Here is a 24,359-nt window from a genome sequence, read left to right on the forward strand (position 1 = left end):
CCGCGTCGCCAGGCCGTAAGATGAACCGGTTAAGTTCAGCGGATCATCAGGAAGCGGAGAAGACATGACGGCAACCGTCACGTCCACGTCGGCGCAGCCGGCCCCCGCGGGGATCACCTTCCCCGACGGTTTCGTCTGGGGAGCGGCCACGGCCTCGTACCAGATCGAGGGCGCCGCGAGGGAGGACGGCCGTGGCCCGTCCATCTGGGACACCTTCAGCCGTACACCGGGCAGGGTCTTCGCCGGCCACACCGGCGACATCGCGTGCGACCACTACCACCGGTACGCCGATGACGTCGCGCTCATGGCCGATCTGGGCCTGGCCTCGTACCGCTTCTCGATCGCCTGGCCGCGGGTCCGCCCGGACGGCACCGGCCCGGTCAACGTCCGCGGCCTGGACTTCTACGACCGGCTCACCGACGAACTGCTCGGCAAGGGCATCGACCCGGTGGTCACCCTCTATCACTGGGACCTGCCGCAGACGCTGGAGGACCGGGGCGGCTGGACCAACCGGGAGACCGCCGAGGCGTTCGCCGACTACGCCGAGATCGTCCACCGCCGTCTCGGTGACCGGGTCGCCACCTGGACCACGCTGAACGAGCCGTGGTGCTCCGCCTACCTCGGCTACGGCTCCGGCATCCACGCGCCCGGCGTCCAGGACCCGGTCGCCGCCCTGACCGCGGCGCACCACCTCAACCTGGCGCACGGCCTGGCCACCCGGGCGCTGCGCGCGGCCGGCGCGAAGAGCATCAGCATCACGCTGAACCCGTGCGCCGTCGCCCCGCTCGACCCGGACAGCGCGGCCGACCGCGCGGCCGCCCACCTGATCGACGGCCTGGCCAACCGGATCTTCCTGGACCCGCTGTTCAAGGGTCACTACCCGGCCGACGTGCTGGCGCACATCGCCCGGATCGCCGACCCGGTCTGGATCCACGACGGCGACGAGGCGATCATCAACGCGCCGATCGACGTGCTGGGCATCAACTACTACACCCCGGCGTACGTCTCGGCGGCCCCCGGCCACCCGGGCCCGCTCGACTACCCGGGCAGCCACGGCGTCAAGTTCCGCGCCCCGGTCGGCCCGGTCACCGACATGAACTGGCAGATCGAGCCGGCCGCGCTGACCCGCCTGCTGACCCGCCTGCACCGGGACTACCCGGGCGTCCCGCTGATGATCACCGAGAACGGCGCGGCGTACCCGGACGGCCCGGCCGAGAACGGCGAGGTCCACGACCTGCGCCGGATCGAGTACGTGGACTCCCACCTGCGCGCCTGCCACGACGCTCTGGCGGCCGGAGTGGATCTGCGGGGATACTTCGCCTGGTCGTTGATGGACAACTTCGAATGGGCCGAGGGCTACGCGAAGCGTTTCGGTATGGTGCACGTCGACTACACCACGCAACAGCGGGTGCTCAAGGACAGCGCGAAGTGGTACAGCGAGGTGATCCGGCGCAACGGCCTGGGCTGAGCCATTTCAGAGCGGGGGGCTTGTGACGACGCGGGAACGCCCGACCCTGGAAGCGGTCGCCCGTCGAGCCGGGGTCTCCCGCGCGACGGTGTCCCGCGTCGTCAACGGTTCGACCACGGTGGCGGCCTCCATCCGCGAGGCCGTCACCCGGGCCGTCGACGAACTCGGCTACGTGCCGAACCAGGCGGCCCGGAGCCTGGTCACCCGGCAGACCGACTCGATCGCCCTGATCCTTCCGGAGACGGCGAACCGGGTCTTCTCCGACGACCTGTTCTTCCCGGCCATCATCCGCGGCGTCGGCTCCGAACTGGAGGCCGCCGACAAGCAACTGGTGCTGATGATGGCCGGTTCGGCGGCCGGCTACGCCCGGGTCGAGCGCTACGCGGTGGCCGGCCACGTCGACGGCGTCATGTTCGCCTCGATCCACGGCGCCGATCCGCTGCCCGGCCTGCTGGCCCGCCGCGGCATCCCGGTGATCTGCAGCGGCCGCCCGATGATCGCCGACCCGCCGGTTCCGTACGTGGACGTCGACCACGCCGGTGGCGTCGCCGCGGCCATCCGGCACCTGATCACTTCCGGTCGCCGGCGGATCGCGACCATAGCGGGCCCGCAGGACATGGTGGCCGGCCTCGAACGGCTCACCGGCTACCACGACACGCTGCGCGCGGCCGGCCTCCCGGAACTCGTCGTCACCGGCGACTTCACCCGCGACTCCGGCATCACCGCGATGCGCGACCTGCTCGACCGTGACCCGGACCTGGACGCCGTCTTCGCCGCCTCCGACCTGATGGCCCACGGCGCCCTGCAAGCCCTGCGCAACGCCGGCCGCCGGGTCCCGGAGGACGTCGCGGTGATCGGCTTCGACGACTTCGAGGTCAGCCGCTACAGCGACCCGCCGCTCACCACGGTGCGCCAGCCGATCGGCGAGGCCGGCCGCACGATGGCCCGCGAGATGCTCCGCCTGATCTCCGGCGACCCCGGGGTGCCGCCCGCGATCATCCTGCCCACCGAACTCATCGTCCGCGCCTCAGCCTGATCAATCCCGGACCTCACGGCCGTCCTCGCGGCCAGCTGAGGCGTCCCTCCCGCTTTCCGACGCCTCTCCGGTACGCCTACGTGCACCGCCGTGGGCAGACAGCGATCTCCCTGCCCACTCCAGCCTGTGCCGCCCGCGCCGGGCGAAGATCGGTGGTCCGGCCCCGCTTCGCCCGCTTTGTATGCCGACGTTGTGCGACCTTGAACGATTTGTCACCCGCAACGGTGGCAGATCGACCAAGATCGCTCCGGGCAGGTGTCGGTGGCGGCGCCGCCGTCGATGCGGTTGGCGGCCCCGTTGCCGGCGGTTCTGATCCTCAGGTCACGGAAACATGACGGCCTGGACCGCGCGCCCGACGGCCGCCGCCTCGGAACCGAACAGGACCAGGGTCGCGGTGCGGACGTGGTCCGGGGTGGCGGCGCCCAGCGCGGTGAGGGCCTGGCGGACGGCGTCCTCGACCGGCCAGCGGTAGACGCCGGCCGAGATCAGCGGGAACGCCACCGACAAAGCGCCGAGGTCGTCGGCGACCTGGAGGGAGTTCGCGTAGCAGGCGCGCAGCAGCTCGGAGCGGTCCTCGGTGGCGCTGAAGACGGGGCCGACCGTGTGCACCACCCAGCGGGCCGGCAGCCGGCCCGCGGTGGTCGCGACGGCCTGGCCGACCGGTAATCCACGGCCGTACTTCGAGGCACGCAGGATCCGGGTCTCGGCCAGGATCTCCGGCCCTCCCTTACGGTGGATCGCCCCGTCCACCCCACCGCCGCCGAGCAGCGAGGAATTCGCGGCGTTGACGATCACGTCGACCTGCTGGGCGGTGATGTCGCCCTCGACCAGCTCGATCCTCACAGTGGGCCCGTCCCGGTGGACTCGGCCGGCTCGATCCTCATAGCGAGGCGGTGTTGGTGATCTCGATGGGCCGGCCGAGCGAGCGCCGGGCCAGCAGTGTGGCGCCGGCGATGGCAGCCGGCATCACCAGGACGGCGCCGAGGGGGATCAGGAAGCAGGCGAAGACGGCCGAGCCGAAACCCAGGGCCAGGGCGCGGTGCTGTCCGAGCACGAGGCGACGGTGCCGCAGCCGCTGGCCGCGCCGCTGGAACGGGACGCCGGTCAGTTCCAGGGCGAGCAGCCAGCCGCCGACCGCGCCGGCCAGCACGGGGATCACGGTCTGGCCCACGAACGGCAGGAACCCGAGCATGAAGAGCGGGATGCCGACCAGGAGCGAGATGCCGATCAGTTTGAGCGAGTCGACGAGGCTGCGGCGCAGCGACTCCCAGAGGCTGAGCTCCACCGCCTCGGGCACGCCACCGAACCGGTCCTCGACCAGTTCCGAGATCTTCTCGTAGAACGGGTCGCCGATCAGCAACGTCACAGCGGTGAAGGTCAGGATGCCGATCAGCACGCTGAGGCCGAGCACCGCGGTGCCGCCGAGCACCCGGAAGGTGCCGCGCAGCCAGCCCGACCAGTCGTCGGCGAACCAGGTGACCTGTGCCGAGAGGTCCGGCAGGAACCGCAGCAGCAGGATCATCGCGATGGTGTAGAGGATCCCGGAGATCAGCGCCGGGATCAGCCCGATGAGGAAGAGCCGGGGGCTGCCCAGCACCAGACCGAGCCCACGGCCCAGCAACCCGGCTCCGGTGAAGAACTCACGGAGGGCCGTAACCGGACGTTTCTGATCACCGCTCACGTCGCGTGAGCTTAGAACCCCATCGCTACCGGGGTCGATGCGGAGGGGGTGGCGGATGCGCTCGGTGAGGGCGGTGTGGCGGACGGGCTGGGCGGCGGGTCCGGCTGGGTCGGGGTCGGCACCGGCGGCGCGGTGAGCGGTGGATCGGTGGTCTCGACCGGCAACGGCGGCACGGACTGGATGACCGTCACGGTGGCGATGACCGTGGCGGGCCCGGCCGCCGGCGCCGACAGTGACGGGACCGGGTCCGGGGTGCCGCGGGGTGGCCGGGCCGTGTAACCGGCGGCGGAGTCCCGGGTCGGGGCCGACCCGTCCGGTGCGGCGCCGAGTCCACCGTCACCGAGGATGGCGCCGGATCCGTCCGGGGCGCCGAGGCCGGCCTGGCGCGCGGCCGGTGCTCCGAGGGCCCAACCGGACACGACCGCGAACGGCAGCCCGAGAACCACCAAAGCGAAAAAAACGGACTTGGGGGACAAGCGCACGTAATACTCACCGCTCAACCGCGGGAAAAGTTACGGCTTTCCGGACATAGCTCCCGAAGTCAAGCGTTGAGGAAAGCGGAGACGCGGTCCCGCAGGTCGGCCCGGTTGTTCCAGAGAACGGCCGGCCGGTCGTACACCTCCAGCTCGGCGCCGGGCAGCAGACCGGCGATCCGCTCCGCCCAGGCCACCGGGTGCACCTCGTCGCCGAGACAACCGATCACCAGCGCCCGGCCCCGGAACAGCCGCAACAGCGACTCGTCGGCCACCGGCGGCGCCGACCACAGCGTCTCGACCTCGGGCGCCAGCCCGTCCCGCTGCAACTGCTCGACCCGCTGCCGCAGGAAGCTCCAGCCGGCCGGGGTGTTGCGCACCGAGGACGGCAGCTCCTGCTCGACCGCCGCGGCGATCATCGCGGCCTCCCCCGACTCGACCGACGCCAGCAGCCGGGAAAGGCGCTGCACCGAGGCGGCCGTCCGGGACCCTTCCAGCGCGGCCGGCAGATAGAGGACCACCCGCTCGAACCGGTCCGGAGCCTCGGTGAGCAGGCGGCACAGCGCGGCCGCGCCCATGCTGACGCCGAGCGCCCGGGTGGCCCCGGACAGGTCGGCGACACCGCGCAGATCGTCGGCCAGGTCGCCGAAGGACCACGGGCCGGGCGGCACATCGGAGCGGCCGTGCCCGCGGAAGTGGAAGAACACCCGGCGGCCGGCGACCGCACTGCCCAGCGGGCGGGTGCCGGAGACGTCCCCGGCCAGCCCGTGCGCGAACACCGTCACCGGGTCGCCGGCGCCGGTGACGAGCTGCTCCACACGTACCCCCGAAGGGAGGGTGACCAGCTCGGTGGCCGGACCCGGCAACGTGGGGCGACCGGTCCGCGGGCCGCTCCGGTCCATGCGCTGAAGGCGAGGCCCGCCGTCCGGAGGAGGCGGGCCGAAACGATTCCTCAACTCTTCGGCCCGGATTACCAGAAGCCCTTGCCGTCCGACAGGTCCTTGAGGCCCGGACGGACGTCGAGCATGTAGATGAGCGCCGCGGCGACACCGATCATCGTGATGATGAGCAGGCTCAGGCCGACGAGCACGGTCAGAGCCAGACAGACGCCGATGATCGCGGCCCACGCGCCTTTCGGCAGTGTCCCGAGCGCCTGGAAACCGGCGCCGCGCTGTGTCAGGCAATGGATCAGGGCGACCGCCTGGACAGCCATGGACACGAACCACATGGCGGCGTCCAGGTAGCTGCGGACGTCGTCGAAGAAGATGGGCGCGGCGGATGTAGCCATGAGGGAGAGTCTATGCCGCGGGCCCCGGCGAATGCCGGGGCCCGCAGATCATGTCGGATTGTCGATCACTCGGCGGACGCGGCCGGCTTGGCCCGCTTGCGCGGCTTCGGCGCGGTCCCGGCGGCCGGGGTCTCGGTCGCCGGGGTCTCGGTCGCCGGGGCCTCGACGGCCTTCGGCTGCTCGGTGGCCTCGATGTCGGCGTTCACGACCTCGGCGGCCTCGACCACACCGGTGCCGACCACGCGCTCGCCACGGGCGACCAGGTCGTTGTAGACGGCGATCGCACGCTCCTGGGCGACCTGGGCGAAGTTGGCGGCCGCGGTGGTGGCGCTGTCACGCAGGGCCACGAAGTCGGTCTCCTGGGCCTTGCCACGCAGCTCGGCGGCCTTGGTGCCGGCCTGCTCGTTGTAGGACTTCAGCGAGGCGGTGGCCCGGTCGCTGAGCTCGGTCAGCACGGCCGGCAGCTTGCGGAGCTGCTCGTAGGCCACGTCACCGGCGCCGGCGGCGGCGTACAGCGGAGCGGGGATCTTGGTCTTGGTCTGCTCGGTCATTTCGGCTCCTCAGCGTCTTCTGCGGGTGGCGCGTTACGGGCGTTCTCGTTGCGGAATGTCTCGTAGATCTGCGTCAGGGACTGCTTCTGCGCGATCGTGAGCTCCGGGTCGACCGCGATGGCGGCCAGCACGCCCTGCTGGCCCTCACCATCGAGCAGCCCCGCCCGCAGATACATCGCGGGCGTCGACACTCGCAAGGCGCTGGCGATCTGCTGCAGCACCTCGGCGCTCGGTTTACGCAGGCCACGCTCGATCTGGCTCAGATAGGGGTTACTGACGCCGGCCTTGTCGGCAAGCTGCCGGAGCGAGATCTTCGCGGTCTGCCGCAGGTCTCGGATGAACGATCCGATGTCCTCCGGCAGGTCCTTCGGTGTGGCCATGACTCGAAACTAGCTCGGAGTGCTAGCTATTGCAAGCAAAGTGCTTGCAATAGCTAGCGTGAACCCGGTCACCCCGCTAAACGACCGCGCGAACCTCGCCGACCGGAAGGCCACCACCCAGGACCCGCTCCGGCATCGCGGGAACCTCCAGGCCGAGACGGCGCAGGGCGGCGAGCAGCACCGGTACGCGGGCCCGGCTCGCGCCGTCGGAGATCTTCAGCGCCACCGCACCCACCCCGGCCATCGCGGCCGCGGCCACCCCGTCGGCGCCCTTCTTCACGAGCAGGCCGGGCACCGCGTTCATCAGCACGGTGTCCTCGGTTCCGGTGCCGGCGACCAGCTCCGGGTGCGCCCGCATCGCGTCGGCCACCCGGCGCTCCGGGCTGCCCGGCTCGGCCTCGACCAGCCGCCGGAATCCCCGCGCCAGCCCGATCGGGGAGATCGCGAAGATCGGCGCGCCGCAGCCGTCCACCCCGAGCGCCGCGATCGGCTCGCCGGACAGCCGGCTCACCGCGTCGGCGAGGGCTTTCTGCAACGGATGATCGATGTCGAGGTACGTGTCCAGGGGCCAACCGTTGAGCACACAGGTGGCCAGCATCCCGGCGTGCTTGCCGGAACAGTTCATCAGGATCGGCTCGGCCCCGCCTCCGCCCCGGAGCCAGGCGTTCCGCGGGGTCTCGCCCAGCGGCAGGTCGGCCGGGCAGCGCAGCGCCTCCGGCCCGAGACCGGCGGCGGCGAGCATCGACCGGACCCGTTCCACGTGGAACGTCTCGCCGTCGTGGCTGCCGCTGATCAGCGCGAGATCGGCCTCCTCCCGCGGCACCAGGCCGGCATCCAGCAGGCCGACGGTCTGGAGCGGCTTGTTGGACGACCGGGGGAAGAACGGGGTGTCGACGTCACCGATGCTCGCGCCACCGTCGACCGCGACGACACCGTGGTGCGTGCTCTCCACGAAGCCGGAACGGACCACTTCGGCAATGATCATCGGGCTGGGACCCCCAGCAGCTCACGGGCCTGCGACGGGGTGAGCGGCGGGCGCTGGGCGAGCTGGGCGAAGCCGACGGCACGGGCCACCAGCTGCATGTTCGACTCGACGGGACGGCCCTTCGCGTACGTCAGGGTGTCCTCCATCCCGACGCGCAGGTGCCCACCGGCCGACAGGGACGCCAGCATCACCGGGATCGTGCTGCGGCCGATGCCGGTCGCCGAGAACGTGGTGCCCTCCGGCAGATCACGGATGGCCTGCTCACAAGCGACCAGAGCGGCCGCGGTGCCGGGCATCCCGCCGGGCACGCCCATCACCAGGTCGACGTGCACGTGGCCGCCGGCGGGCAGACCGTACCGGCCGAGCAGCTGTTGCAGGGTGGTGAGCTGGCCCAGGTCGAAGATCTCGTACTCCGGCACGATGCCGCGCTCCTGCATGCGGGTGTGCAGGCCGACGATGAACTCCCAGCGGTTCATGAACACGTCGGCGCCGAAGTTGACGGTGCCCATCGTGCAGGAGGCCATCTCCGGGGCGGCGTCCAGAACCGCCAGCCGGTCCGCCTCCGGATCGTGCACCGAACCGCCCGAGGACAGCTGCACGATCAGGCCGGTGCCCTCGCGCAGCGCGGCGACGGTGTCCCGCAGGCGGCCCTGGTCCAGGGTCGGGCGGGCGGCGTCGTCACGGATGTGGACGTGAACGATCGAAGCGCCCAGCGCCTCGCACTCCTTGGCGGTGGTCACCAGCTCGTCCAGGGTCACTGGCAGAGCCGGCACGTCCGCCTTGCTGCTCTCCGCGCCGGTCGGGGCGACGGTGATCAAGGTCCCGGTCATGCCGGTCATCCTGCCACGCGGGACGGCCCGATCTCCTCGGCAGACCGCCGCAGCACCGGTCCCGGCCAGGGCCGCTCGCAAGAGCGGTCCTGGCCGGATTCCTGGATCAGGAACCCTGGTTCCCGCTCGCCGGCTTCTGGAACAGAAGCATGGTCGAAGACCCGAAAGCCTCGGTATTGGTGTAGGTGCTGTTCACCAGGCTGAAGCCGTACCGGCTGATCTCTTCGACCAGCGCATCACCGGACCGTTCCGAGAAGGGCAGCACCTCCAAGGCGATGTTCTTTTCGCCACCCGTGACCCGAATTTTCCTGGGGATCACTTTGCCCGGAACCAGGTCGGCAGCCACCTTTTCGTATTCCGGAATGGAGAAGAAGCCCTTACCCCATTCGCTGGCGCAGTGGTCCACGATGAAGTATCCGCCTGGGCGAACGATGTCATACACGCGGGAGATGTGGCTTGCTCGTTGGCCCTCGTTGACGAGCATGTGAAGGCATCCCATGTTCATGGCGAGATCAAAACTGTTCTCGGCGAAGCCTCGAAGGTAGATGATGTCGCGCTCCATGAACCCGGAGGCATTCAGGTTCGCGGCAGCGGCCCGCTCACGTGCGCGACCCAGAGCCGAGTGCGACACATCGACCGAAACGACATCGTGCCCCTGTGACAACAGGTACAGGGAATCGCGGCCTTCACCGCAGCCGAGGTCGATGATGCGGCCGGAGAAGACATCCGGGCGCTCTTGCATGATCTGGAGAAGAGAAGCGTTGGGCCTTTCCGACTCCCACAGTTGGGCACCGTTTTCGTACACGGTCCGATAGCGTTCCTCGTACCCGAAGTAGTAGTCGTCGAGCGCGCCGACGAGGGTCCGTACATCATCGCAGGTGGGGGAGAATTCCACCGGCGAGACCACGTCCTCCGCGTCAATTCCGCTGTCCAGAACCATGAGCGCGGCGTCATCGAGAAGCCCGATCGCCAGAATGTACTGCGACTCGTCGCACTCTACTGCCTCGCCGACTCCGAAGGGCGCGCAACAGCCTCGTAGCGCGTCCATCGTCAATGTGGCGGCCTTTTTGCAGACAAAGATCGCCACCCGCCCCCGGGTCACCTTTACGGCAAAGCCGGATGAGCTCTCCAGTTGCCACACGGTGTTCCGGTCGGCGAGCTTGATCGCGGTCAGTTGCATCCCGTCGGGTGCGGCTTCGTCGAGAATTGCTTGGTAGAGGCTCACTTGTATCCCTAGACGTGGTAGTCGGATGTACGCAGAGCCGCCAGGCGGTTCTGGTAATTTTTGAGTACCGGGCCCTGATGCCGGAAAATCCTGCCGGATGCGCGGATCTGTTGCGCGAGTTCATAGTTCTGGGACCGAATGGCGGCCTCGATTCCGGTGAGTTCGATGACGTCGCGCTGAGCGTTGCTGCCGCCCATGGGGAACGAACGATGGAAGGTTCGGGCCAGCCGGACCGAGGCATCGGCGTAGTCGCCGGTCGTGAAGGCTCGGAAGCCGAGAAAAATGTCGACCATTTCCTCTGGCACTTCCTTGCCCCGTGCCTGGACCGCTTCCAGAAGGGAGTCGGCGCGGCCGTACTCCCCGACCTGGCAGTAGGCGATGTACGCGTGGAAGTCGTTGAAGAGATACCAATTCTCCGCCAGGTATGGTTCCCAGTCCTGGAAGAGCGACTGCCAGTAGGCGGAGAGATCGAGCGACGGCTTGATGAGGGCGAGACGCCAGAGCAGCGTGACGGCGTCCAGGTCCTCGGCTGACCGCAGCGACGCCTTTCTACGGATGCCGATGCGATAGCACGCCAGGACTTCCTGGATATTCTCCGCATAGAGTTCGAACAGTGCGTAGTGCCACCAGATGTGGATTCGCATGGGAGTTGCGCCGTCTCGGTTGCGCATGTACTCCTTGATGTATCGGGCACCCTCGTCGTGGCGACCCGTCTCGTAGAGGCAGTGCACCATCGCGTGCATCGCGTAGACGTCGTCGGCGTTCATCTCCAAGGCGATCCGGCAATGGTCGGTTGCCGACTCGATCAGGCCGTTCTCCTCGAGCGAGAAACCGTACAGGCCGTGCATGTACCCGATGACCTGGTCATCATCCGCGAAGAACTCGATGGAATTCTCTATCGACGACAGCATGTGCGGCGCGTCGCCGATGTAGAAATCCAGCATGTGCACGGCGAAGACCGAAACGGCGTCCCCCGGATACGTTTCGACGATGGCCTGGAACCCGTTTCGCGCGGCGACCAGATCCCCCGTGGCCCAGGAGTCGATAGCGCAGAGCATCGCCCTGGTCCGAGCCTCGGTCGGACCGGTCTCGGTGATGGAGGCGCAGATCTTCGCGGCCTCCATCACGAGTGGGCGTTCCATGGAGCCCACCAGGTCCACGGCGAGCATGAGCTGGAGTGCCACCGGCGCTTCGGATCGGGCGGACCTACCACATCGCTCATGGTCCAGTCTCATGGAGACCAGTTGGACGATCGCACTCTCGACGTATTCCATGTCCGACGGCCGCTCGACAAGATGCGGAATACCCCGGGAATCGGTGATCACTGCCACTTGGACACCTCGATTGGTTTCGGCTCGGGTCGACTGCTCCAGTCTTTGTGAATGCTGTAGAAATGCGAGAACTGGCAGCAGGTTCGGAACGAATGGCACCAGCCAGATCTTGGACGAGAAGGAGCACCCGCCCGCCAAGAGCGCAGTTGGTGGAACGAGTGAAATGGCGTTGGCCGAAAGGAGTACCGCAACCCCGGTGCGGCTGTTCGCGTTTCGTCTCCATCGGCATGCCAACAGAGCGGCGACCCTCGCTAGGTCGCCGTGCAGGATCCATGCATGGATAGGACCTTCCCCGTGAGCCATTCAATGCGAACGATCTTCCCACGGGCCGTCGTCGATGCACCAGGGGCAGTTTACATTTCTTTGATATTCCCCACATTCAGGATGGGGAATATCCCGCTAATCAGCTCCAAACCCGATCGAGGAGTGCGAATCGGAAACTTGGGATCCGACCCTATTGGGCCCGCAAGATCAACAGGCCCGTGAGCTGCGGAAACGTAGAATTCAGCCACCGCCTGCCGTCCGGCCAGTGTGGACGGGCGACCACCTAACAGGTGGGGTAGGATCAAAAAGTAGCGAAATTTACATTCGCGTAACCCCGTTTAAGGTTGCTCCATGCGATCACTATCGATATGTTTCCATGCGCACGGAAGCGACATATCCCATAAGGGCCGGGAGAGGTTTCTCCAGGCGCGATGCGAGCGAGAGCGTGACTTCTTTACTCCATTGTATTGATAGGAGAAGTGGCTGTGACGAGCAGCTTGCATACCCGCGCGCTGCCGGCCAATCCCAGTAGGCTCCCCGCGCCGCCGGCCACCTGCGCATGATCCCGGATCCAGACCGGCGTGCGACGCACCTGCTCCGCCGCTTTCGGTAACACGGTGGTGCTGTTCGCCCGGCGGTGGGGACTCCTGCCGGCGGTTGGCCACACCGCCCCCTTCTATACCTGGGAGACCCGTTGCCTGCTCTCGCATTTGTTGCCCTCTGCCTGGCCTGGGGCGGCACCTGGTTGGCGATCCGGATCGGTGTTCATGAGACACCGCCACTCTGGCTTGCCGCGACCCGATTCACCGTCGCGGGCCTGCTGCTGCTGGGGGTGGCCCGGTTCGCCGGTGGTTGGCGCCGGATCTCCCTGCCCGACCTCGGGCGACTGGTGGTGATGTCCGCCGGAGCGATCAGCATCTGCTTCGGCTTGATCTTCTGGGGTGAGCAGTATGTCGAGTCCGGGCTGGCTGGCGTGCTCGTCCAGGGGTTCGTGCCGATCGGGCTCTTCGCCTTCGCGATGCTGCTCGGGAAAGAGCGCGTCGCCGGCCGGCAGCTCGTTGGCTTGCTGCTGGGGCTGGCCGGAGTCGCCCTGCTGATTCTCACCCAGATCAGGTACGAGTCGGACGCCCGTGTCCTGGCCGGGACGGTCGCGATCATCGTGGGCACGCTGATCTACGACTGGGCCGGAGTGTATGGCGGCAACCTGCTGAGCCGATACCCAGCGCCGCTGATGTCGGCGTACGAAAACCTCATCGGCGGGGTGCTCCTGCTGCCCGTCTCGTTGGTGCTGGAGGGGCATCGACTCGCCTCGGACGGGCTGGTACCCAACGTCCGGGCACTGGGGAGCTGGCTCTACCTCGTCGTGATCGGATCGATGGTCGGCTTCACCGCGTACACCTACCTGTTGGCGAAGTGGGGACCCACCCGGACTTCGGCGTATGCCTTCGTCACCCCGGTGGTGGCGGTGACCGTCGGCGTGTTCTTCGCCGGGGAGCACCTGCGCTGGCAAGATCTTCTCGGTGCGGGCATGGTAGTGATCGCGGTGGTATTCATCGTGACTCGCCGAAGGCCGGCCACGGATGCCGCGCCCGTGGTCCAGGACGCCGTGGAACCGGAGCAGGTCCGCCACAGCTGACAGCAAGAACCGGAACGCCGGGTAGGCAGGGCCCTGCCTACCCGGCGTCGATGGCGGCGGCCGACTCCCCCACGGTGAGGCGGGCGTCGTCGGGGACGTTGCGCTTGAGCACGGCCAGGGCGACCATGCCCAGCTCGTGGTGGCGGACCGCGGTGCCGACGAAGCCGATCGCGCGGCCGTCCAGCTCCACGGCCGTACCGCGGGCCGGCGGGTGGTCGGTGGCCACCCCGTCCAGATGCAGCAGCACCAGGCGGCGCGGCGGGCGGCCCATGTTGTGCACCCGGGCGACCGTCTCCTGGCCGCGGTAGCAGCCCTTGTCCAGATGCACGGCGGGGGCGGTCAACTCCACCTCGGCCGGGATGGTCCGGTGGTCGGTCTCCCAGCCCAGCCGCGGGATCCGGCGGGCCACCCGAACCGCCTCGAACGCCCACAGGCCGGCCCTGGCCACGCCCAGTTTCGTGATCACGGCGTCCTTGGACTCCCGGGGTACCAGCAGATCCACGCCCAGTGGCACGCGACGGGCCAGGCCGCCTTCGAATTCCCGTACCGAATAGAGGCTTGTGGGCGAGGAAGGCACCGAGCCGGCGGCGAACTTGGGACCCGGCACCGCACCGATCCGGGGGTCGGCGAGGCCGGGGACGAGATCGGCCGCGGCCGGGCCGACCAGCGAGAGAACCGCCAGCTCAGCGCTCGCGTCGCGGGGCTCGACCCGGGTGAAGAAGCGCATCATCTCCAGGTATTTCAGCAGGCCCGCCCCGGCGCCGGGCTCGGTGTCCAGCCAGGCGGTCGTCCCGTCCTCGGTGACGAAGGCGTGCTGCTCGACATGCCCGTGCGGCGAGAGGACCAGCAGCTCGCTGCCCTGACCCGCGGTCAGCCCGGAAAGGTGCTGGGTGGTCAGCGTGTGCAGCCAGCTCGCCCGCTCCTCGCCGGGAACCGCGATCACCTCACGGTTCGACCGGTCGACCAGGCCCACCCCGGTCTCCAGCAGGCGCTGCTCGCGCATCGGGTCGCCGAAGTGCGCGGGCACACCGGCGTCGGCCGAACCGGGGTCGAGATCCTCGACCATCACGACGGTCACTCGGACTCCTTGCAGTTGCCGCACAGGCCGAAGAGGGAGACGTGCCCGACGTCCACCCGGAACTCGCGCTCCCGCAGGAGCAGCCCGGTGACCGGCTCCATCACCGCCGGATCGACCTCGGCGATCGACCCGCACGACCGGCACACCAGGTGGACGTGCTGATCCTCGCCGGCAGCGTGGTACGTCGGCGAGCCGTGCGAAAGATGGGTGTGATTGACCAGCCCCAGCTCCTCGAGCAGCTCGAGGGTGCGGTAGACGGTCGTGATGTTCACCCCGGCGGCCCGCTCCCGGACCGCGTTGTGCACCGACTCCGGTGTCGCATGACCGAGTTCGTGCACCGCTTCGAGGATCAGCTGACGCTGCGGCGTGAGTCGCAGGCCCCGCTCCCGGAGCATGGCGGCTAGCGATGTGGCGGACACGTTACGAGCATAGTTCGCTGGATCTCCCGCGGTGTCCCGCCACATCCGTGCCGAAGGTCTTGCTCAGCCGCCGATCCGCAGCAGCCGGGCCGACATGTGGGGGTGCAGCTTGCTGTTGTCGACGGAGATCTCGTGGGCGTAGAGCAGCGCGCCCTCGACGATCCCGAAGAGCCGCTGCCCACCGGTGACGTGCAGACCCGACGGCGTGTAGGCGACCGCGTCGGCGGTCATCTCCAGCCGCGTGTTGTTCGCCTTGCCGAGGTAGAGCTCGGCCACCCCGTCCGGCCGGATCATGGTGGCTTCCATCTCGTCGCCGGGGCGGTCGTCGACCAGCACCGGACGCCAGAACCCGGACTCGACCAGCGCCTGCCCGATGGGCTTCGACTCGTCGTCGAGCAGCCAGGACCGCGACTCGTAACGCAGGAACGACCTGCCGTCGTGACTGATCCGGATCTCCTGGGCGAAGTTGTAGTCCTCGTCCACCGGGAACCCGCCCTGGCCACGGCCTCGCCACAGGCCCACGAAGGGCAGCAGGCCGAGCAGCGACGGGTGCAGGTCCGGGCCGGACCGCAGGTCGTGTGTGTCCTCGTAGGGATAGGCATCGACCGGAGGCGCGTGCAGCCACGGCGGCGGGCCCAGTGGGTTTTCCGTCTCGCTGTCGCTCACCAGCGCCCCCTCGAAATACGCATTGCCAGATAGCCGAACCCGCCGGCCAGCCCACCCAGGGCGGCGACCAGCAGGCTCACGAACCCGATCTCGGTAACCATGACCGGCCCATCTTATGCTGACCGGTATGGCACGTTTGCTGGTCGTCAAGGCCACCGCCGGCGCCGATGCGCCGGAGCGCTGTTCGCAGGCCTTCAACGTGGCGAGCACGGCGGTGACCGCCGGCATCGACGTCTCCCTGTGGCTCACCGGGGAGTCGGCGTGGTTCGCCCTGCCCGGGCGGGCCGCCGAGTTCGACCTGCCGCACGCCGCGCCCCTGCCCGACCTGCTCGAAGTCCTGCTGGCCGAGGCCCGGGTCACCCTCTGCACGCAGTGCGCGGCCCGCCGCGGCATCGGCCCCGGCGACGTCATCCCCGGCATCCGCATCGCCGGCGCGGCGGTCTTCGTCGAGGAGATCATGTCGGAAGGCGCGCGGGCCCTCGTCTACTGACGGCAGCCAGTGGTCAAGCTCACCTGCCACCGCCCGCCCTCGGTGGTCACCACGACCGATTCAGACCCGATCCGGTACGCCCATGCGCCCGGCTCCACCCACACCGGAAGCGTCCCCTCGGGCACGCCGACGGGCTGGCTGTCCGGCTGGGCCGCTCCGCCGCCCGCCACGAACGTCGCCGCGATCCCCCCGTCCGGGCAGGCGACGGCCCGGATCTCCATCGTGCCCGGCCCGTCATCAGCCGGACTCGGGCCGTCATCGGCCGGGTCTCCGCCGCTCTCAGCCGGGCCCGGGCCGCTCAATGCCGCCAGCGTCCCGGTGAGCAGCTCCGGGGCCGGTCCGGAAGCCGGGTCGGCCCGGTCGAGCCGCTCCACGCCCGGCCGGCACCCGCTGGAGATCAGGATCCGCAGCACCTGGTCGGCGGACGACGCCTCGGCCGCGATCCCGACGAACTCTCCGGCATCCGCGAACAACGACAACCGGGTGGCGCCCCGGGCCACGGTCATCCCGGCCCGGTATCCGGCGGGAAGCCCGGCCGCGATGCCGTCGAGCGCCGCGTGGGCCTCCCCCTCCGGCACGTAGACGGTCACCTCACGGCTGAGCTCGACCCCGTCCCAGGCCGGGGTGAGCGCGCACTCCTCGACCCGCAACTCCCCGAGCCGCAGTGCCCACTCGCCGCCCTGAGCTGCCGAGACCACCGCACCGGCCGCCTCCCGCAGCACCGGCAGCGCCTGCCCGGCGTCCCGCTGCTCCGGCACCGTGGGCGGATCGGAACGCACCGACCACAGCCCGCCACCCAACAGCAGCACAGCCCAGGCGGTGACCCCACCGATCAGCCATCGACGCCGCCCCGCCTCTGTCACGGCAGTCATGGTGACACGTCCGGCCGACGAAACCCTAGGTGAGGGACGCATACTCCCGGGACCGGAGGAATCGCTCGATCATCTCGGCGCTGCCCGGCGTGAAGGGCCGATCGAGCACCTCGGCCGCCGGCACGAACACCATGGCCGCACCCTCGCCGAGCACCACGTCCTCCTGCCGCGCGGAGGTCGCCCCGTAGAAGTAGTTCTTGACGCGCTGCTGCTCGGGCAGCTCCTGCCGGGCGAAGAGCCGCAACCGGCCGTCGACCCGCAGCCGCGTCTCCTCCCACAGCTCGCGCGCCGCGCCCTGCTCCGGTGTCTCCCCCGCTTCGATCGCCCCGCCGGGAAGCCCCCACACGTCCGGAAAATAGGGCGCCTTGTCATCTCGCAGCTGGAGAAGCAACGCGCCGTCCCGGTCCACCACGAACGTGCAGGCGATGAGAAGCACCAGCGTTCCTCCGTCTCAAGGCTTTACGAACGACAACATTGGTGTCACCTGATCGCGGTCAGGTCTGGGCGAGGCGGCGGAGGGCGCCCTCGGCGACGTCGGGCCGGGTCGTGTACCAGAACGGGGGCAGCGACCTCCGGAGGAAGGCGCCGTAGCCGCGGGCCGTCTCCAGGCGGGAGTCGAGGACCGCGACCACGCCCTTGTCGCCGGTGGAGCGGATCAGGCGGCCGACGCCCTGGGCCAGGCGGACGGCCGCGATCGGGACGCTGACCGCGGAGAAGCCGGAACCGCCGGAGGCGTCCACGGCGGCCGAGCGGGCGGCGGCCAGCGGCTCGTCGGGGCGCGGGAAGGGCAGGCGGTCGATGACGACGAGCTGGCAGGCGTCGCCGGGCACGTCGACGCCCTGCCACAGCGACATGACCCCGAAGAGGCAGCTGTCCTTGTCCTCCTTGAACTTGCGGACCAGGATCGGCAGCGTCTCCTCGCCCTGCAACAGGACCGGCAGGTCGGTCTTGGCGCGCAGCAGCTCGGCGGCCTGGGTGGCGGCCTTGCGGGAGGAGAAGAGGCCGAGGGTGCGCCCGCCGAGCGCCTCGACCAGCCGGAGCAGCTCGGCCCCGGCCGCGTCGGGCAGGCCGGACGCCGCGGGCTTGGGCAGGTGCGCTGCCACGTACAGAATGCCCTGTTTGGGGTAGTCGAAGGGTGACCCGACGTCGAGGGAGGTCCACCCGTCTCCGGAGGAGGCGCCGTCGGCGCCCGCGGGCAGCCCGAGGGAGCGGGCCACCGTGTCGAACCGGCCGCCCAGGGTGAGGGTGGCCGAGGTGACCACGACGGTGCGGTCCTTGTAGAGGCTCTCGGAGAGGGTGCCGGCCACCGACAGCGGCGCCACCACGAGCGCGCGGCGGCCGTGGCCGATGTCGGACTTCTCCACCCAGGCGACGTCGTACGCATTCTCCTCGAGCAGCCGCTGAGCGGTGCCGGACAGCTCGTCGAGGACCGCCTTGGCCTGCTGCTTGCCGACCGGGTCGGAGTCGTCGGCCTTGATCTCGCCGATCGCGGACAGCCCGGACCGGGTGGCCAGCTCCAGGGTCGTGACGGCGAGCCGCAGCGTCTCCGGCAGGCCGCCGGTGAGCCGCCCGGCGGGCACGTCGGCCAGGCCCACGGTGAGCGCGTCGGCGGCCTCCGCCAGTTGTTCGGCGGCGGCCTGCGGGATCAGGGTGCGGGCGCGGCGGCCGGCCCGCTCGATCGCCTCCGGGGTGAGCTCGGCCTGGGCGGCGGAGGAGACCCGGTCGGCGAGCTCGTGCGCCTCGTCGACGACGAGCAGCTTGTGCGGCGGCACGATCTGCCGGCCGGCGAGCATGTCGACGGCGAGAAGGCTGTGGTTGGTGACGACGATGTCGGCCTCGCGGGCCCGGGCGCGGGAGGCCTCGGCGAAGCACTCCGCCCCGTACGGGCAACGGCCGGCCCCGACGCAGTCTCGTGCCGGCATGGACACCTGCCGCCAGGCGGTGTCGTCGACGCCGGGGTCCAGCTCGTCCCGGTCGCCGGTCTGGGTCTTCTCCGACCAGGCCCGGACCCGCTGGATCTGTTTGCCGAGCCGGCCCGCCTCGCCGAGCCACTGGCCGGCCTTGGGTGCGGGGGCGGCGTCGAACAGGGTGTCGGTGGGCCCCTCCTCGTCGGCGTGCTCCAGCTTGGCCACGCAGAGGTAGTGGTGGCGGCCCTTGAGCACGGCGAACGTGGGTTTGCGCCCGAGCACCGGCTGAACCGCCTCGGCGAGCCGGGGCAGGTCGTGCTCGACCAGCTGGTTCTGGAGCGCCAGGGTGGCCGTGGAGACCACCACCGGGCCGTCGACGAGCAGGGCCGGGGTCAGGTAGCCGAGGCTCTTGCCGGTGCCCGTGCCGGCCTGGACGAGCAGGTGCTCACGGTCCTTGATCGACTTCTCGATGGCCTCGACCATGGACTGCTGACCTGGGCGGGCGGCCCCTCCGGGAACCGCGCCGACGGCGGCGGCGAGGAGCTGTCCGGCGGTGGTCTTCTTCTTGGCGGCTGCGGGCACGGTGGAACCGTACCCGCCACCACCGACATATCCGGGTCACCGCTAGGGTGCAAGCCATGCCGAGCGAGATGGTCCGGGTCATCTACACGAAGTACGACGGTTCGGCTCACCGCGACTACCCGGCCCGCCGCCTGGCGGAAGACGACCTGGGCATCTGGGTCGGCGTGACGCGCGGCACAGCGTCGGTCTATCACGGGCGCCCCTCGGTGGAGCAGATCCCGTTCGTCCTGTTGATCCCGCATCACGCCTGGTGGACCGGGATGTTCAACCCGCCGCCGCGGACCAGCGAGGTCTACTGCGACATCACCACCCCGGCCCGCTGGGAGGGTGACACGGTGCACATCATCGACCTGGATCTGGACGCGGTCCGCCGCCGCGAGTCCGGCCTGGTCGAGCTGCGCGACGAGGACGAGTTCGCCGAGCACCGGGTCGCGTTCGGTTACCCGGAGGATCTCGTGGAGCACGCCTATTCCGCGTCCCACTATCTGCTGGGGGTGCTCGGCGACGGCACCGAGCCGTTCGCCTCGCACTACCGCAAGCATCTACTCGAAGTCACCCAGGACTAGTTTCTCCGGGTTCTGCTGGCTGAAGAGGCCGGTGATCCGCCCGCCGTCGACGGCGACGCCGAGCGCCACACCGAGCCCCTCGCCCCGGATCAGGATCGCGGCCGCGCCGCCGACCAGCACCGGTTCCATCGTGACGCCGCGGACGGCGGCGAATTTCCTGGCCAGCCCGACGTAGAACCGGGCCACCTTCTCCGCGCCGAGGATCGGCCGGAGCGCGGACCGGACCACCCCGCCGCCGTCGCTGATCGCGACCACGTCGAGGGCGAGCACCGCGGCGAGGGTACGCATGTCGCCGTCCTGTGCCGCGGCGAGGAAGGCGTCGAGCACCCGCCGCTGCTCGGCCGGCCCGGCGGTGTGCCGGACGCCGCCGCCGGAGACCGCCCGGCGGCCCCGTGAGGCGTGCTGGCGGGCCGCCGCCGGTGTGCCGTCGAGCACCGCGGCCACCTCGTCGAACGGCACGCCGAACGCGTCGTGCAGGACGAACGCGACCCGCTGCTCCGGGGTGAGCCGTTCCAGCACCACGAGCAGCGCGAGGCTGACCTGGTCGGCGATCTCGGCCCGGTCGGCGGGGCCGGCGTCCGGTTCGACCACGAAGGCGGGCAGCCACTCCCCGGGGTACGCGGTACGGCGTACCCGGGCGGAATTGAGCTGGTCCAGGCAGATCCGGCCGGTGACCGTGGTGAGCCAGCCCCGCGTGTCCCGGATGTCGCCGGCCGGCTGTTGCGCGTAGCGCAGCCAGGCTTCCTGAACCGCGTCCTCGGCCTCGGCCCGGTTGCCGAGCATCCGGTAGGCGACGGCCATCAGATAGGGGCGGTGGGCCTCGAACTCGGTCACGGTCGGCGACGGCATGAAGGAAATTCTGCGGGAGATTGCCGGTTCCCGGGAGTCGACTGTGCCACAGTATGAAACACCCATAAAGTACGAATCGGATGGTGCCTGTTGCAGGACATGGCGACTCTCGCCGGCGGCCTGGCCGGTCTCGCCGGAGCCGGTGGCGCGGTCTCGGTCGCGGTATTCCGCCGTTCCCGCCGCTCCTGGCTGACCTCCGGGCACGCGCTGACCGGGCCGGCCCTCACCGACCCGCTGCCCGGGGTGCTCAAGCTCGGACTGGGCGGGATGACCGTACGGGTCTACCCCGGACCCCGTGGCGAGCTCTTCCTCGGACCCGGCGCCCCGCAGCCCGGCCGCACCCTGCGCCGCCTGGTACTGGGGCCGCTCTTCGCCCGGGCCATGGCCGCCGACGGCCGGCTCTGGGCGAACCAGCAGGCGCCGTTCCGGCTGGTGGTCGAGTTCGGCGGGCCGAACCGGGACCCGCAGGCGCTGTTCCGCGCCTACCGGATGCTGGACCGGCAGCTGCGCGACCACGCCGACCTGCTCAGCCGGAGCCGCGACGGGGTGCTGACCGCGGGCGCGGTGACCGTCACGGTGACCGGTGCGGTCGACGTCCGTGAGCTGCTCGCCGCCCAGCCCGAACGGTACGCGTTCGCCGACGGCACCTTCGACGACCTGGGATCCCGCGCCGCCCCGCCGGATCTGGTGCCGATGGTGAGCGAGTGGTGGCCCAGGCGGTTCGGCTGGGACGGCCGCGATCCGATCACCGCCGAGGAACGGCACCAGCTGCACGCGCTGGTACGGTCCGCTCACGACGACGGCCGTACGGTCCGGTTCTCCGGGCTGCCGGACGGCTCCCGCAAGGCCCGCGCGGCGGTGTGGAGCGAGCTGGGAGCGGCCGGTGTGGACGTGATCGCCGACGCCGACCTGAACGGACTGGCCCGGCACCTGCGCCGTCACCCGGTCAGCGGAACCCCTCGGCAGCACCTTCCGACGAGGGCGGTACGGCGTACCGTCCCCCGCCCGAACGCGCCCCGCACGGTTGTACATCACGAACAGGTTTAACCCCGTCGCGAAGGGTGAACCCGCGTGGACCGATAGCATGCCTCCGGAGATCCATCCACAAGACCGTCGATCGAGGTCCGCGCCGTGAAGTTCTCATTCCGTCCCGTCGAGGGCGCCTTCTACGAACTCTTCACCAAGGCCGCGTCCAACCTGGTGAAGGGAACCGAGCTGCTCAACGAGCTCGCGCTGCCCGGAGTGGACGTCCAGTCGGTCGCCGACCGGCTGAGCGACGTGGAACACGACAGCGACTCGATCACCCACGAGCTGTACAAGAAGATCAACTCCACCTTCATCACGCCGTTCGACCGGGAGGACATCTACTCGCTCGGCTCCCAGCTGGACGACGTGATGGACCACCTGGAGGCGGCCGGCAACCTGCTCTACCTGTACGGGCTGACCGATCTGCCGTCACTCCCGCGAGAGATGCACGAGCTGGTCACCGTGCTGGACCAGCAGGCGAAGATCACCGCCGAGGCGATGCCCCGGCTGCGCTCGATGAAGAATCTCGAGGACTACTGGATCGAGGTCAACCGCCTGGAGAACGACGGCGACCGCGCCTACCGGATGCTGCTGGTCCGGCTCTTCTCCGGGGAGTACGACGCCCTGACCGTCTTGAAGATGAAGGAGGTCGTCGACGAGCTGGAGGCGGCCTGCGACGCCTTCGAGCACGTGGCCAACACGGTCGAGACCATCGCGGTCAAGGAGTCCTAGACCTTGGATCCCGAATTCATAGCGGTCCTTGCGGTGATCCTGGCCGCGATGGCGTTCGACTTCACGAACGGCTTCCACGACGCCGCGAACGCCATCGCCACCAGCGTCAGCACCCGGGCGCTGACCCCGCGGATCGCGCTGGCGATGGCCGCGATCGGCAACTTCGTCGGCGCCCACCTGGGAACCGAGGTGGCCAAGACGGTCGGTGACGGCCTGGTCGATCTACCGAAGGGGATACCCAGTCTCGGCATCGTGTTCGCCGGCGTGCTCGGCGCCATCGCCTGGAACCTGATCACGTGGTACTTCGGGTTGCCGTCCAGCTCGTCGCACGCGCTCTTCGGCGGCCTGGTCGGCGCCACCCTGTTCGCCACGGCCGGCGAGGTCCAGTGGGACAACATCATCAACAAGGTCCTGATCCCGATGGTGTTGTCGCCGGTGGTCGGGCTGATCCTCGGCTTCGTGATGATGGTCGCGGTCATGTGGATCTTCCGGCGCGGCCACCCGGGCCGGCTGAACCGCGGTTTCCGCTGGGCGCAGACCGTCTCGGCCGCCGCGATGTCCGTCGGGCACGGCATGCAGGACGCCGCGAAGACGATGGGCATCGTGGTGCTGGCCCTCTACACCGGCGGCATCCAGGACGACGCCACGCACATCCCCGAGTGGGTGTACTGGACGTCGGCGACCGTACTGGCGGCCGGCACCTACTCCGGCGGCTGGCGGATCATCCGCACCCTGGACCGCAAGATCATCGACCTGGGCCCGCCCGAGGGTTTCGCGGCCGAGACGGTGGCCAGCTCGGTGCTCTACTTCAACGCCCTGGTGCTGCACGCGCCGATCTCGACCACACACACCATCACCTCGGCGATCATGGGTGTGGGCGCGACGAAACGGCTCAGCGCGGTCCGCTGGAACGTGGCGGGCAACATCGTGATCGCGTGGGTCACGACGTTCCCCGCCGCCGCGTTCTTCGCCTGCGCGATCTACATCGTGGTCCGGCCGCTGTTCGGCTAGTAGGCCACGCCGATCTGCTCGCGCAGCGCGTCCAGCAGGGCCATCACCTCGAGCGTGGTGGCCTGCGAGACCAGCGGGCTCTCCAGCTCACCGGCGAGCAGGCAGCGCTGCACCTCGGCCGCCTCGAACTGATAGCCGCTGCCCTCGAACGGGAACTGGAACGTCTCCGGGGCGCGGTCCGGCCGGTTCAGCACGAACGAGCGCGGCGCGAAGAAGCTGACCGGCAGATCGATCCGCCCGGCGGTCCCGGTGATCGAGGCCGCGTTCCGGCTGGCGCCGTTGATGCTGCACGTCAGCGCGGCCACCGCGCCGGCCTGGTAGCCCAACAGGACGCCGGTGTTCTCGTCCACCCGCTCCGGGGTGAGATGCGCCCAGGCGTGCGCCGAGGCCGGCGCACCCAGGATCAGATGCGCCAGGTGGATCGGGTAGACGCCCAGGTCCAGCAGCGCGCCGCCGCCCAGCCCCGGGTCACGCAGCCGGTGCGTGGCCTCGAACGGGCCCTGGAGGCCGAAGTCGGCGTGGATGGTGCTGACCTCGCCGATCGCGCCCCCGGCGACCAGCTCGGCGACCTTCCGGATCGCCGGGTTGCAGCGCATCCACATGGCCTCCATGAGGAACACCCCACGGGCCCGGGCCGCCTCGATCAGCGACGTGGCGGAGGCCAGATCCACGGTGATCGGCTTCTCCACGAGCACCGCCTTGCCGGCCTCCACACACAGCATCGCGGCGTCCAGGTGGAAGGCGTGCGGCGTCGCCACGTAGACCACGTCGACGCCGTCGTCGGCCGCCAGGTCCGCGTACGAGCCGTGCGCCCGGGCGAACCCGAACCGCTCGGCGAACGCCTCGGCGCTCGCCAGGTTCCGCGAGCCGACCGCGGCCAGCTCGGCGCCCGCCACCAGAGGCAGGTCGGCCGCGAACGTACCCGCGATCCCACCGGGACCGAGAATCCCCCAGCGCACCTTCTGTCCAGTCATGATCGATACCGTATCGCCCGGGGCACCCGCGGTGGCAGG

28 protein-coding genes are annotated in these 24,359 nt (G+C 69.8%); 8 read left to right on the forward strand and 20 right to left on the reverse strand.

Features of this window, described 5'->3' with window-relative positions; all coding sequences use genetic code 11:
• Window positions 1-64 precede the first annotated feature (64 nt).
• On the forward strand, window positions 65-1,468 hold the full coding sequence (locus BJ964_RS07700; RefSeq protein WP_188120034.1) for a GH1 family beta-glucosidase: 1,404 nt from the start codon (window positions 65-67) through the stop codon (window positions 1,466-1,468).
• A 22-nt stretch (window positions 1,469-1,490) separates the two neighbouring features.
• Complete coding sequence (locus tag BJ964_RS07705; protein ID WP_188120035.1) at window positions 1,491-2,504, forward strand: LacI family DNA-binding transcriptional regulator; 1,014 nt, start codon at window positions 1,491-1,493, stop codon at window positions 2,502-2,504.
• Window positions 2,505-2,825: 321 nt separating this feature from the next.
• On the opposite strand, the gene BJ964_RS07710 is transcribed toward BJ964_RS07705, so the two are convergent.
• The 11 genes from BJ964_RS07710 to BJ964_RS07760 form a co-directional block, all read right to left on the reverse strand.
• Complete coding sequence (locus tag BJ964_RS07710; protein ID WP_188120036.1) at window positions 2,826-3,347, reverse strand: O-acetyl-ADP-ribose deacetylase; 522 nt, start codon at window positions 3,345-3,347, stop codon at window positions 2,826-2,828.
• Window positions 3,348-3,384: 37 nt separating this feature from the next.
• Window positions 3,385-4,185: an EI24 domain-containing protein gene (locus tag BJ964_RS07715; protein WP_188120037.1), complete on the reverse strand. Its 801-nt coding sequence runs from the start codon at window positions 4,183-4,185 to the stop codon at window positions 3,385-3,387.
• 11 nt (window positions 4,186-4,196) lie between these two features.
• Window positions 4,197-4,631 (reverse strand): hypothetical protein, encoded by a 435-nt coding sequence (locus BJ964_RS07720; protein ID WP_188120038.1) that lies wholly within the window; start codon window positions 4,629-4,631, stop codon window positions 4,197-4,199.
• Between the two features lie 95 nt (window positions 4,632-4,726).
• Window positions 4,727-5,614, reverse strand: coding sequence for an alpha/beta fold hydrolase (locus tag BJ964_RS07725; RefSeq protein WP_407650793.1), 888 nt, complete (start codon window positions 5,612-5,614; stop codon window positions 4,727-4,729).
• A gap of 14 nt (window positions 5,615-5,628) precedes the next feature.
• A complete protein-coding gene (locus tag BJ964_RS07730; RefSeq protein WP_188120040.1) occupies window positions 5,629-5,946 on the reverse strand; it encodes a DUF2516 family protein in 318 nt (105 codons plus the stop codon).
• Between the two features lie 65 nt (window positions 5,947-6,011).
• Window positions 6,012-6,497 (reverse strand): hypothetical protein, encoded by a 486-nt coding sequence (locus BJ964_RS07735; RefSeq protein ID WP_188120041.1) that lies wholly within the window; start codon window positions 6,495-6,497, stop codon window positions 6,012-6,014.
• The gene (locus BJ964_RS07740; RefSeq protein ID WP_188120042.1) at window positions 6,494-6,877 is read right to left on the reverse strand and encodes a helix-turn-helix domain-containing protein; all 384 of its coding nucleotides are present in this window, start codon (window positions 6,875-6,877) and stop codon (window positions 6,494-6,496) included. The genes BJ964_RS07735 and BJ964_RS07740 overlap by 4 nt, the downstream gene beginning before the upstream one ends.
• A gap of 76 nt (window positions 6,878-6,953) precedes the next feature.
• Window positions 6,954-7,862, reverse strand: coding sequence for an asparaginase (locus tag BJ964_RS07745; RefSeq protein ID WP_188120043.1), 909 nt, complete (start codon window positions 7,860-7,862; stop codon window positions 6,954-6,956).
• Window positions 7,859-8,692: a BKACE family enzyme gene (locus tag BJ964_RS07750; protein ID WP_407650794.1), complete on the reverse strand. Its 834-nt coding sequence runs from the start codon at window positions 8,690-8,692 to the stop codon at window positions 7,859-7,861. Before BJ964_RS07750 ends, BJ964_RS07745 begins: the two co-directional genes overlap by 4 nt.
• Window positions 8,693-8,798: 106 nt before the next feature.
• Complete coding sequence (locus tag BJ964_RS47295) at window positions 8,799-9,917, reverse strand: class I SAM-dependent methyltransferase (RefSeq protein WP_203832667.1); 1,119 nt, start codon at window positions 9,915-9,917, stop codon at window positions 8,799-8,801.
• 8 nt (window positions 9,918-9,925) lie between these two features.
• Complete coding sequence (locus BJ964_RS07760; RefSeq protein ID WP_188120045.1) at window positions 9,926-11,248, reverse strand: hypothetical protein; 1,323 nt, start codon at window positions 11,246-11,248, stop codon at window positions 9,926-9,928.
• 958 nt (window positions 11,249-12,206) lie between these two features.
• Between BJ964_RS07760 and BJ964_RS07765 the strand changes: the two genes are divergently transcribed.
• Window positions 12,207-13,148, forward strand: coding sequence for a DMT family transporter (locus BJ964_RS07765; protein WP_188120046.1), 942 nt, complete (start codon window positions 12,207-12,209; stop codon window positions 13,146-13,148).
• 37 nt (window positions 13,149-13,185) lie between these two features.
• On the opposite strand, the gene ygfZ is transcribed toward BJ964_RS07765, so the two are convergent.
• The 4 genes from ygfZ to mtfM all read right to left on the reverse strand — a co-directional run bounded on the left by ygfZ (window position 13,186) and on the right by mtfM (window position 15,412).
• Window positions 13,186-14,214 (reverse strand): CAF17-like 4Fe-4S cluster assembly/insertion protein YgfZ, encoded by a 1,029-nt coding sequence (gene ygfZ, locus BJ964_RS07770; protein WP_188126843.1) that lies wholly within the window; start codon window positions 14,212-14,214, stop codon window positions 13,186-13,188.
• 8 nt (window positions 14,215-14,222) lie between these two features.
• Window positions 14,223-14,645, reverse strand: coding sequence for a Fur family transcriptional regulator (locus tag BJ964_RS07775; protein ID WP_188120047.1), 423 nt, complete (start codon window positions 14,643-14,645; stop codon window positions 14,223-14,225).
• Window positions 14,646-14,708: 63 nt separating this feature from the next.
• Window positions 14,709-15,311: an FABP family protein gene (locus BJ964_RS07780; protein WP_188120048.1), complete on the reverse strand. Its 603-nt coding sequence runs from the start codon at window positions 15,309-15,311 to the stop codon at window positions 14,709-14,711.
• A complete protein-coding gene (gene mtfM, locus BJ964_RS49055) occupies window positions 15,308-15,412 on the reverse strand; it encodes a small membrane protein MtfM (RefSeq protein ID WP_043533180.1) in 105 nt (34 codons plus the stop codon). Before mtfM ends, BJ964_RS07780 begins: the two co-directional genes overlap by 4 nt.
• Window positions 15,413-15,426: 14 nt before the next feature.
• Here mtfM and BJ964_RS07785 point away from each other — a divergent pair, with 14 nt between their 5' ends.
• On the forward strand, window positions 15,427-15,801 hold the full coding sequence (locus tag BJ964_RS07785; protein WP_188120049.1) for a DsrE family protein: 375 nt from the start codon (window positions 15,427-15,429) through the stop codon (window positions 15,799-15,801).
• Here BJ964_RS07785 and BJ964_RS07790 read toward each other — a convergent pair.
• From BJ964_RS07790 to BJ964_RS07800, 3 genes are read right to left on the reverse strand one after another with little or no spacing between them, the layout of a single operon-like run.
• Window positions 15,795-16,673 carry a hypothetical protein gene (locus BJ964_RS07790; protein WP_188120050.1) on the reverse strand — a complete coding sequence of 293 codons (879 nt, stop codon included), beginning with the start codon at window positions 16,671-16,673 and terminating at the stop codon, window positions 15,795-15,797. The genes BJ964_RS07785 and BJ964_RS07790 overlap by 7 nt on opposite strands.
• A gap of 25 nt (window positions 16,674-16,698) precedes the next feature.
• Window positions 16,699-17,109: an NUDIX hydrolase gene (locus BJ964_RS07795; protein WP_229807084.1), complete on the reverse strand. Its 411-nt coding sequence runs from the start codon at window positions 17,107-17,109 to the stop codon at window positions 16,699-16,701.
• Window positions 17,110-17,167: 58 nt separating this feature from the next.
• Window positions 17,168-19,063: an ATP-dependent DNA helicase gene (locus BJ964_RS07800; RefSeq protein ID WP_223150004.1), complete on the reverse strand. Its 1,896-nt coding sequence runs from the start codon at window positions 19,061-19,063 to the stop codon at window positions 17,168-17,170.
• 155 nt (window positions 19,064-19,218) lie between these two features.
• Between BJ964_RS07800 and BJ964_RS07805 the strand changes: the two genes are divergently transcribed.
• The gene (locus tag BJ964_RS07805) at window positions 19,219-19,728 is read left to right on the forward strand and encodes a DUF402 domain-containing protein (protein WP_188120052.1); all 510 of its coding nucleotides are present in this window, start codon (window positions 19,219-19,221) and stop codon (window positions 19,726-19,728) included.
• On the opposite strand, the gene sigJ is transcribed toward BJ964_RS07805, so the two are convergent.
• The gene (gene sigJ, locus BJ964_RS07810; RefSeq protein ID WP_188120053.1) at window positions 19,705-20,577 is read right to left on the reverse strand and encodes an RNA polymerase sigma factor SigJ; all 873 of its coding nucleotides are present in this window, start codon (window positions 20,575-20,577) and stop codon (window positions 19,705-19,707) included. The genes BJ964_RS07805 and sigJ overlap by 24 nt on opposite strands.
• Before the next feature lie 99 nt (window positions 20,578-20,676).
• On the opposite strand from sigJ, the gene BJ964_RS07815 reads away from it, so the two are divergent.
• From BJ964_RS07815 to BJ964_RS07825, 3 genes are all read left to right on the forward strand, one after another.
• On the forward strand, window positions 20,677-21,624 hold the full coding sequence (locus BJ964_RS07815) for a PI-PLC domain-containing protein (protein WP_188120054.1): 948 nt from the start codon (window positions 20,677-20,679) through the stop codon (window positions 21,622-21,624).
• Window positions 21,625-21,708: 84 nt separating this feature from the next.
• On the forward strand, window positions 21,709-22,335 hold the full coding sequence (locus BJ964_RS07820; protein ID WP_188120055.1) for a DUF47 domain-containing protein: 627 nt from the start codon (window positions 21,709-21,711) through the stop codon (window positions 22,333-22,335).
• Window positions 22,336-22,338: 3 nt separating this feature from the next.
• Window positions 22,339-23,346: an inorganic phosphate transporter gene (locus tag BJ964_RS07825; protein WP_188120056.1), complete on the forward strand. Its 1,008-nt coding sequence runs from the start codon at window positions 22,339-22,341 to the stop codon at window positions 23,344-23,346.
• Here BJ964_RS07825 and BJ964_RS07830 read toward each other — a convergent pair.
• Window positions 23,343-24,320: a Gfo/Idh/MocA family protein gene (locus BJ964_RS07830; protein WP_188120057.1), complete on the reverse strand. Its 978-nt coding sequence runs from the start codon at window positions 24,318-24,320 to the stop codon at window positions 23,343-23,345. The two genes, BJ964_RS07825 and BJ964_RS07830, sit on opposite strands and share 4 nt — an antisense overlap.
• Window positions 24,321-24,359 lie beyond the last annotated feature (39 nt).

It is taken from the genome of Actinoplanes lobatus, from assembly GCF_014205215.1.
Lineage (GTDB): Bacteria > Actinomycetota > Actinomycetes > Mycobacteriales > Micromonosporaceae > Actinoplanes > Actinoplanes lobatus.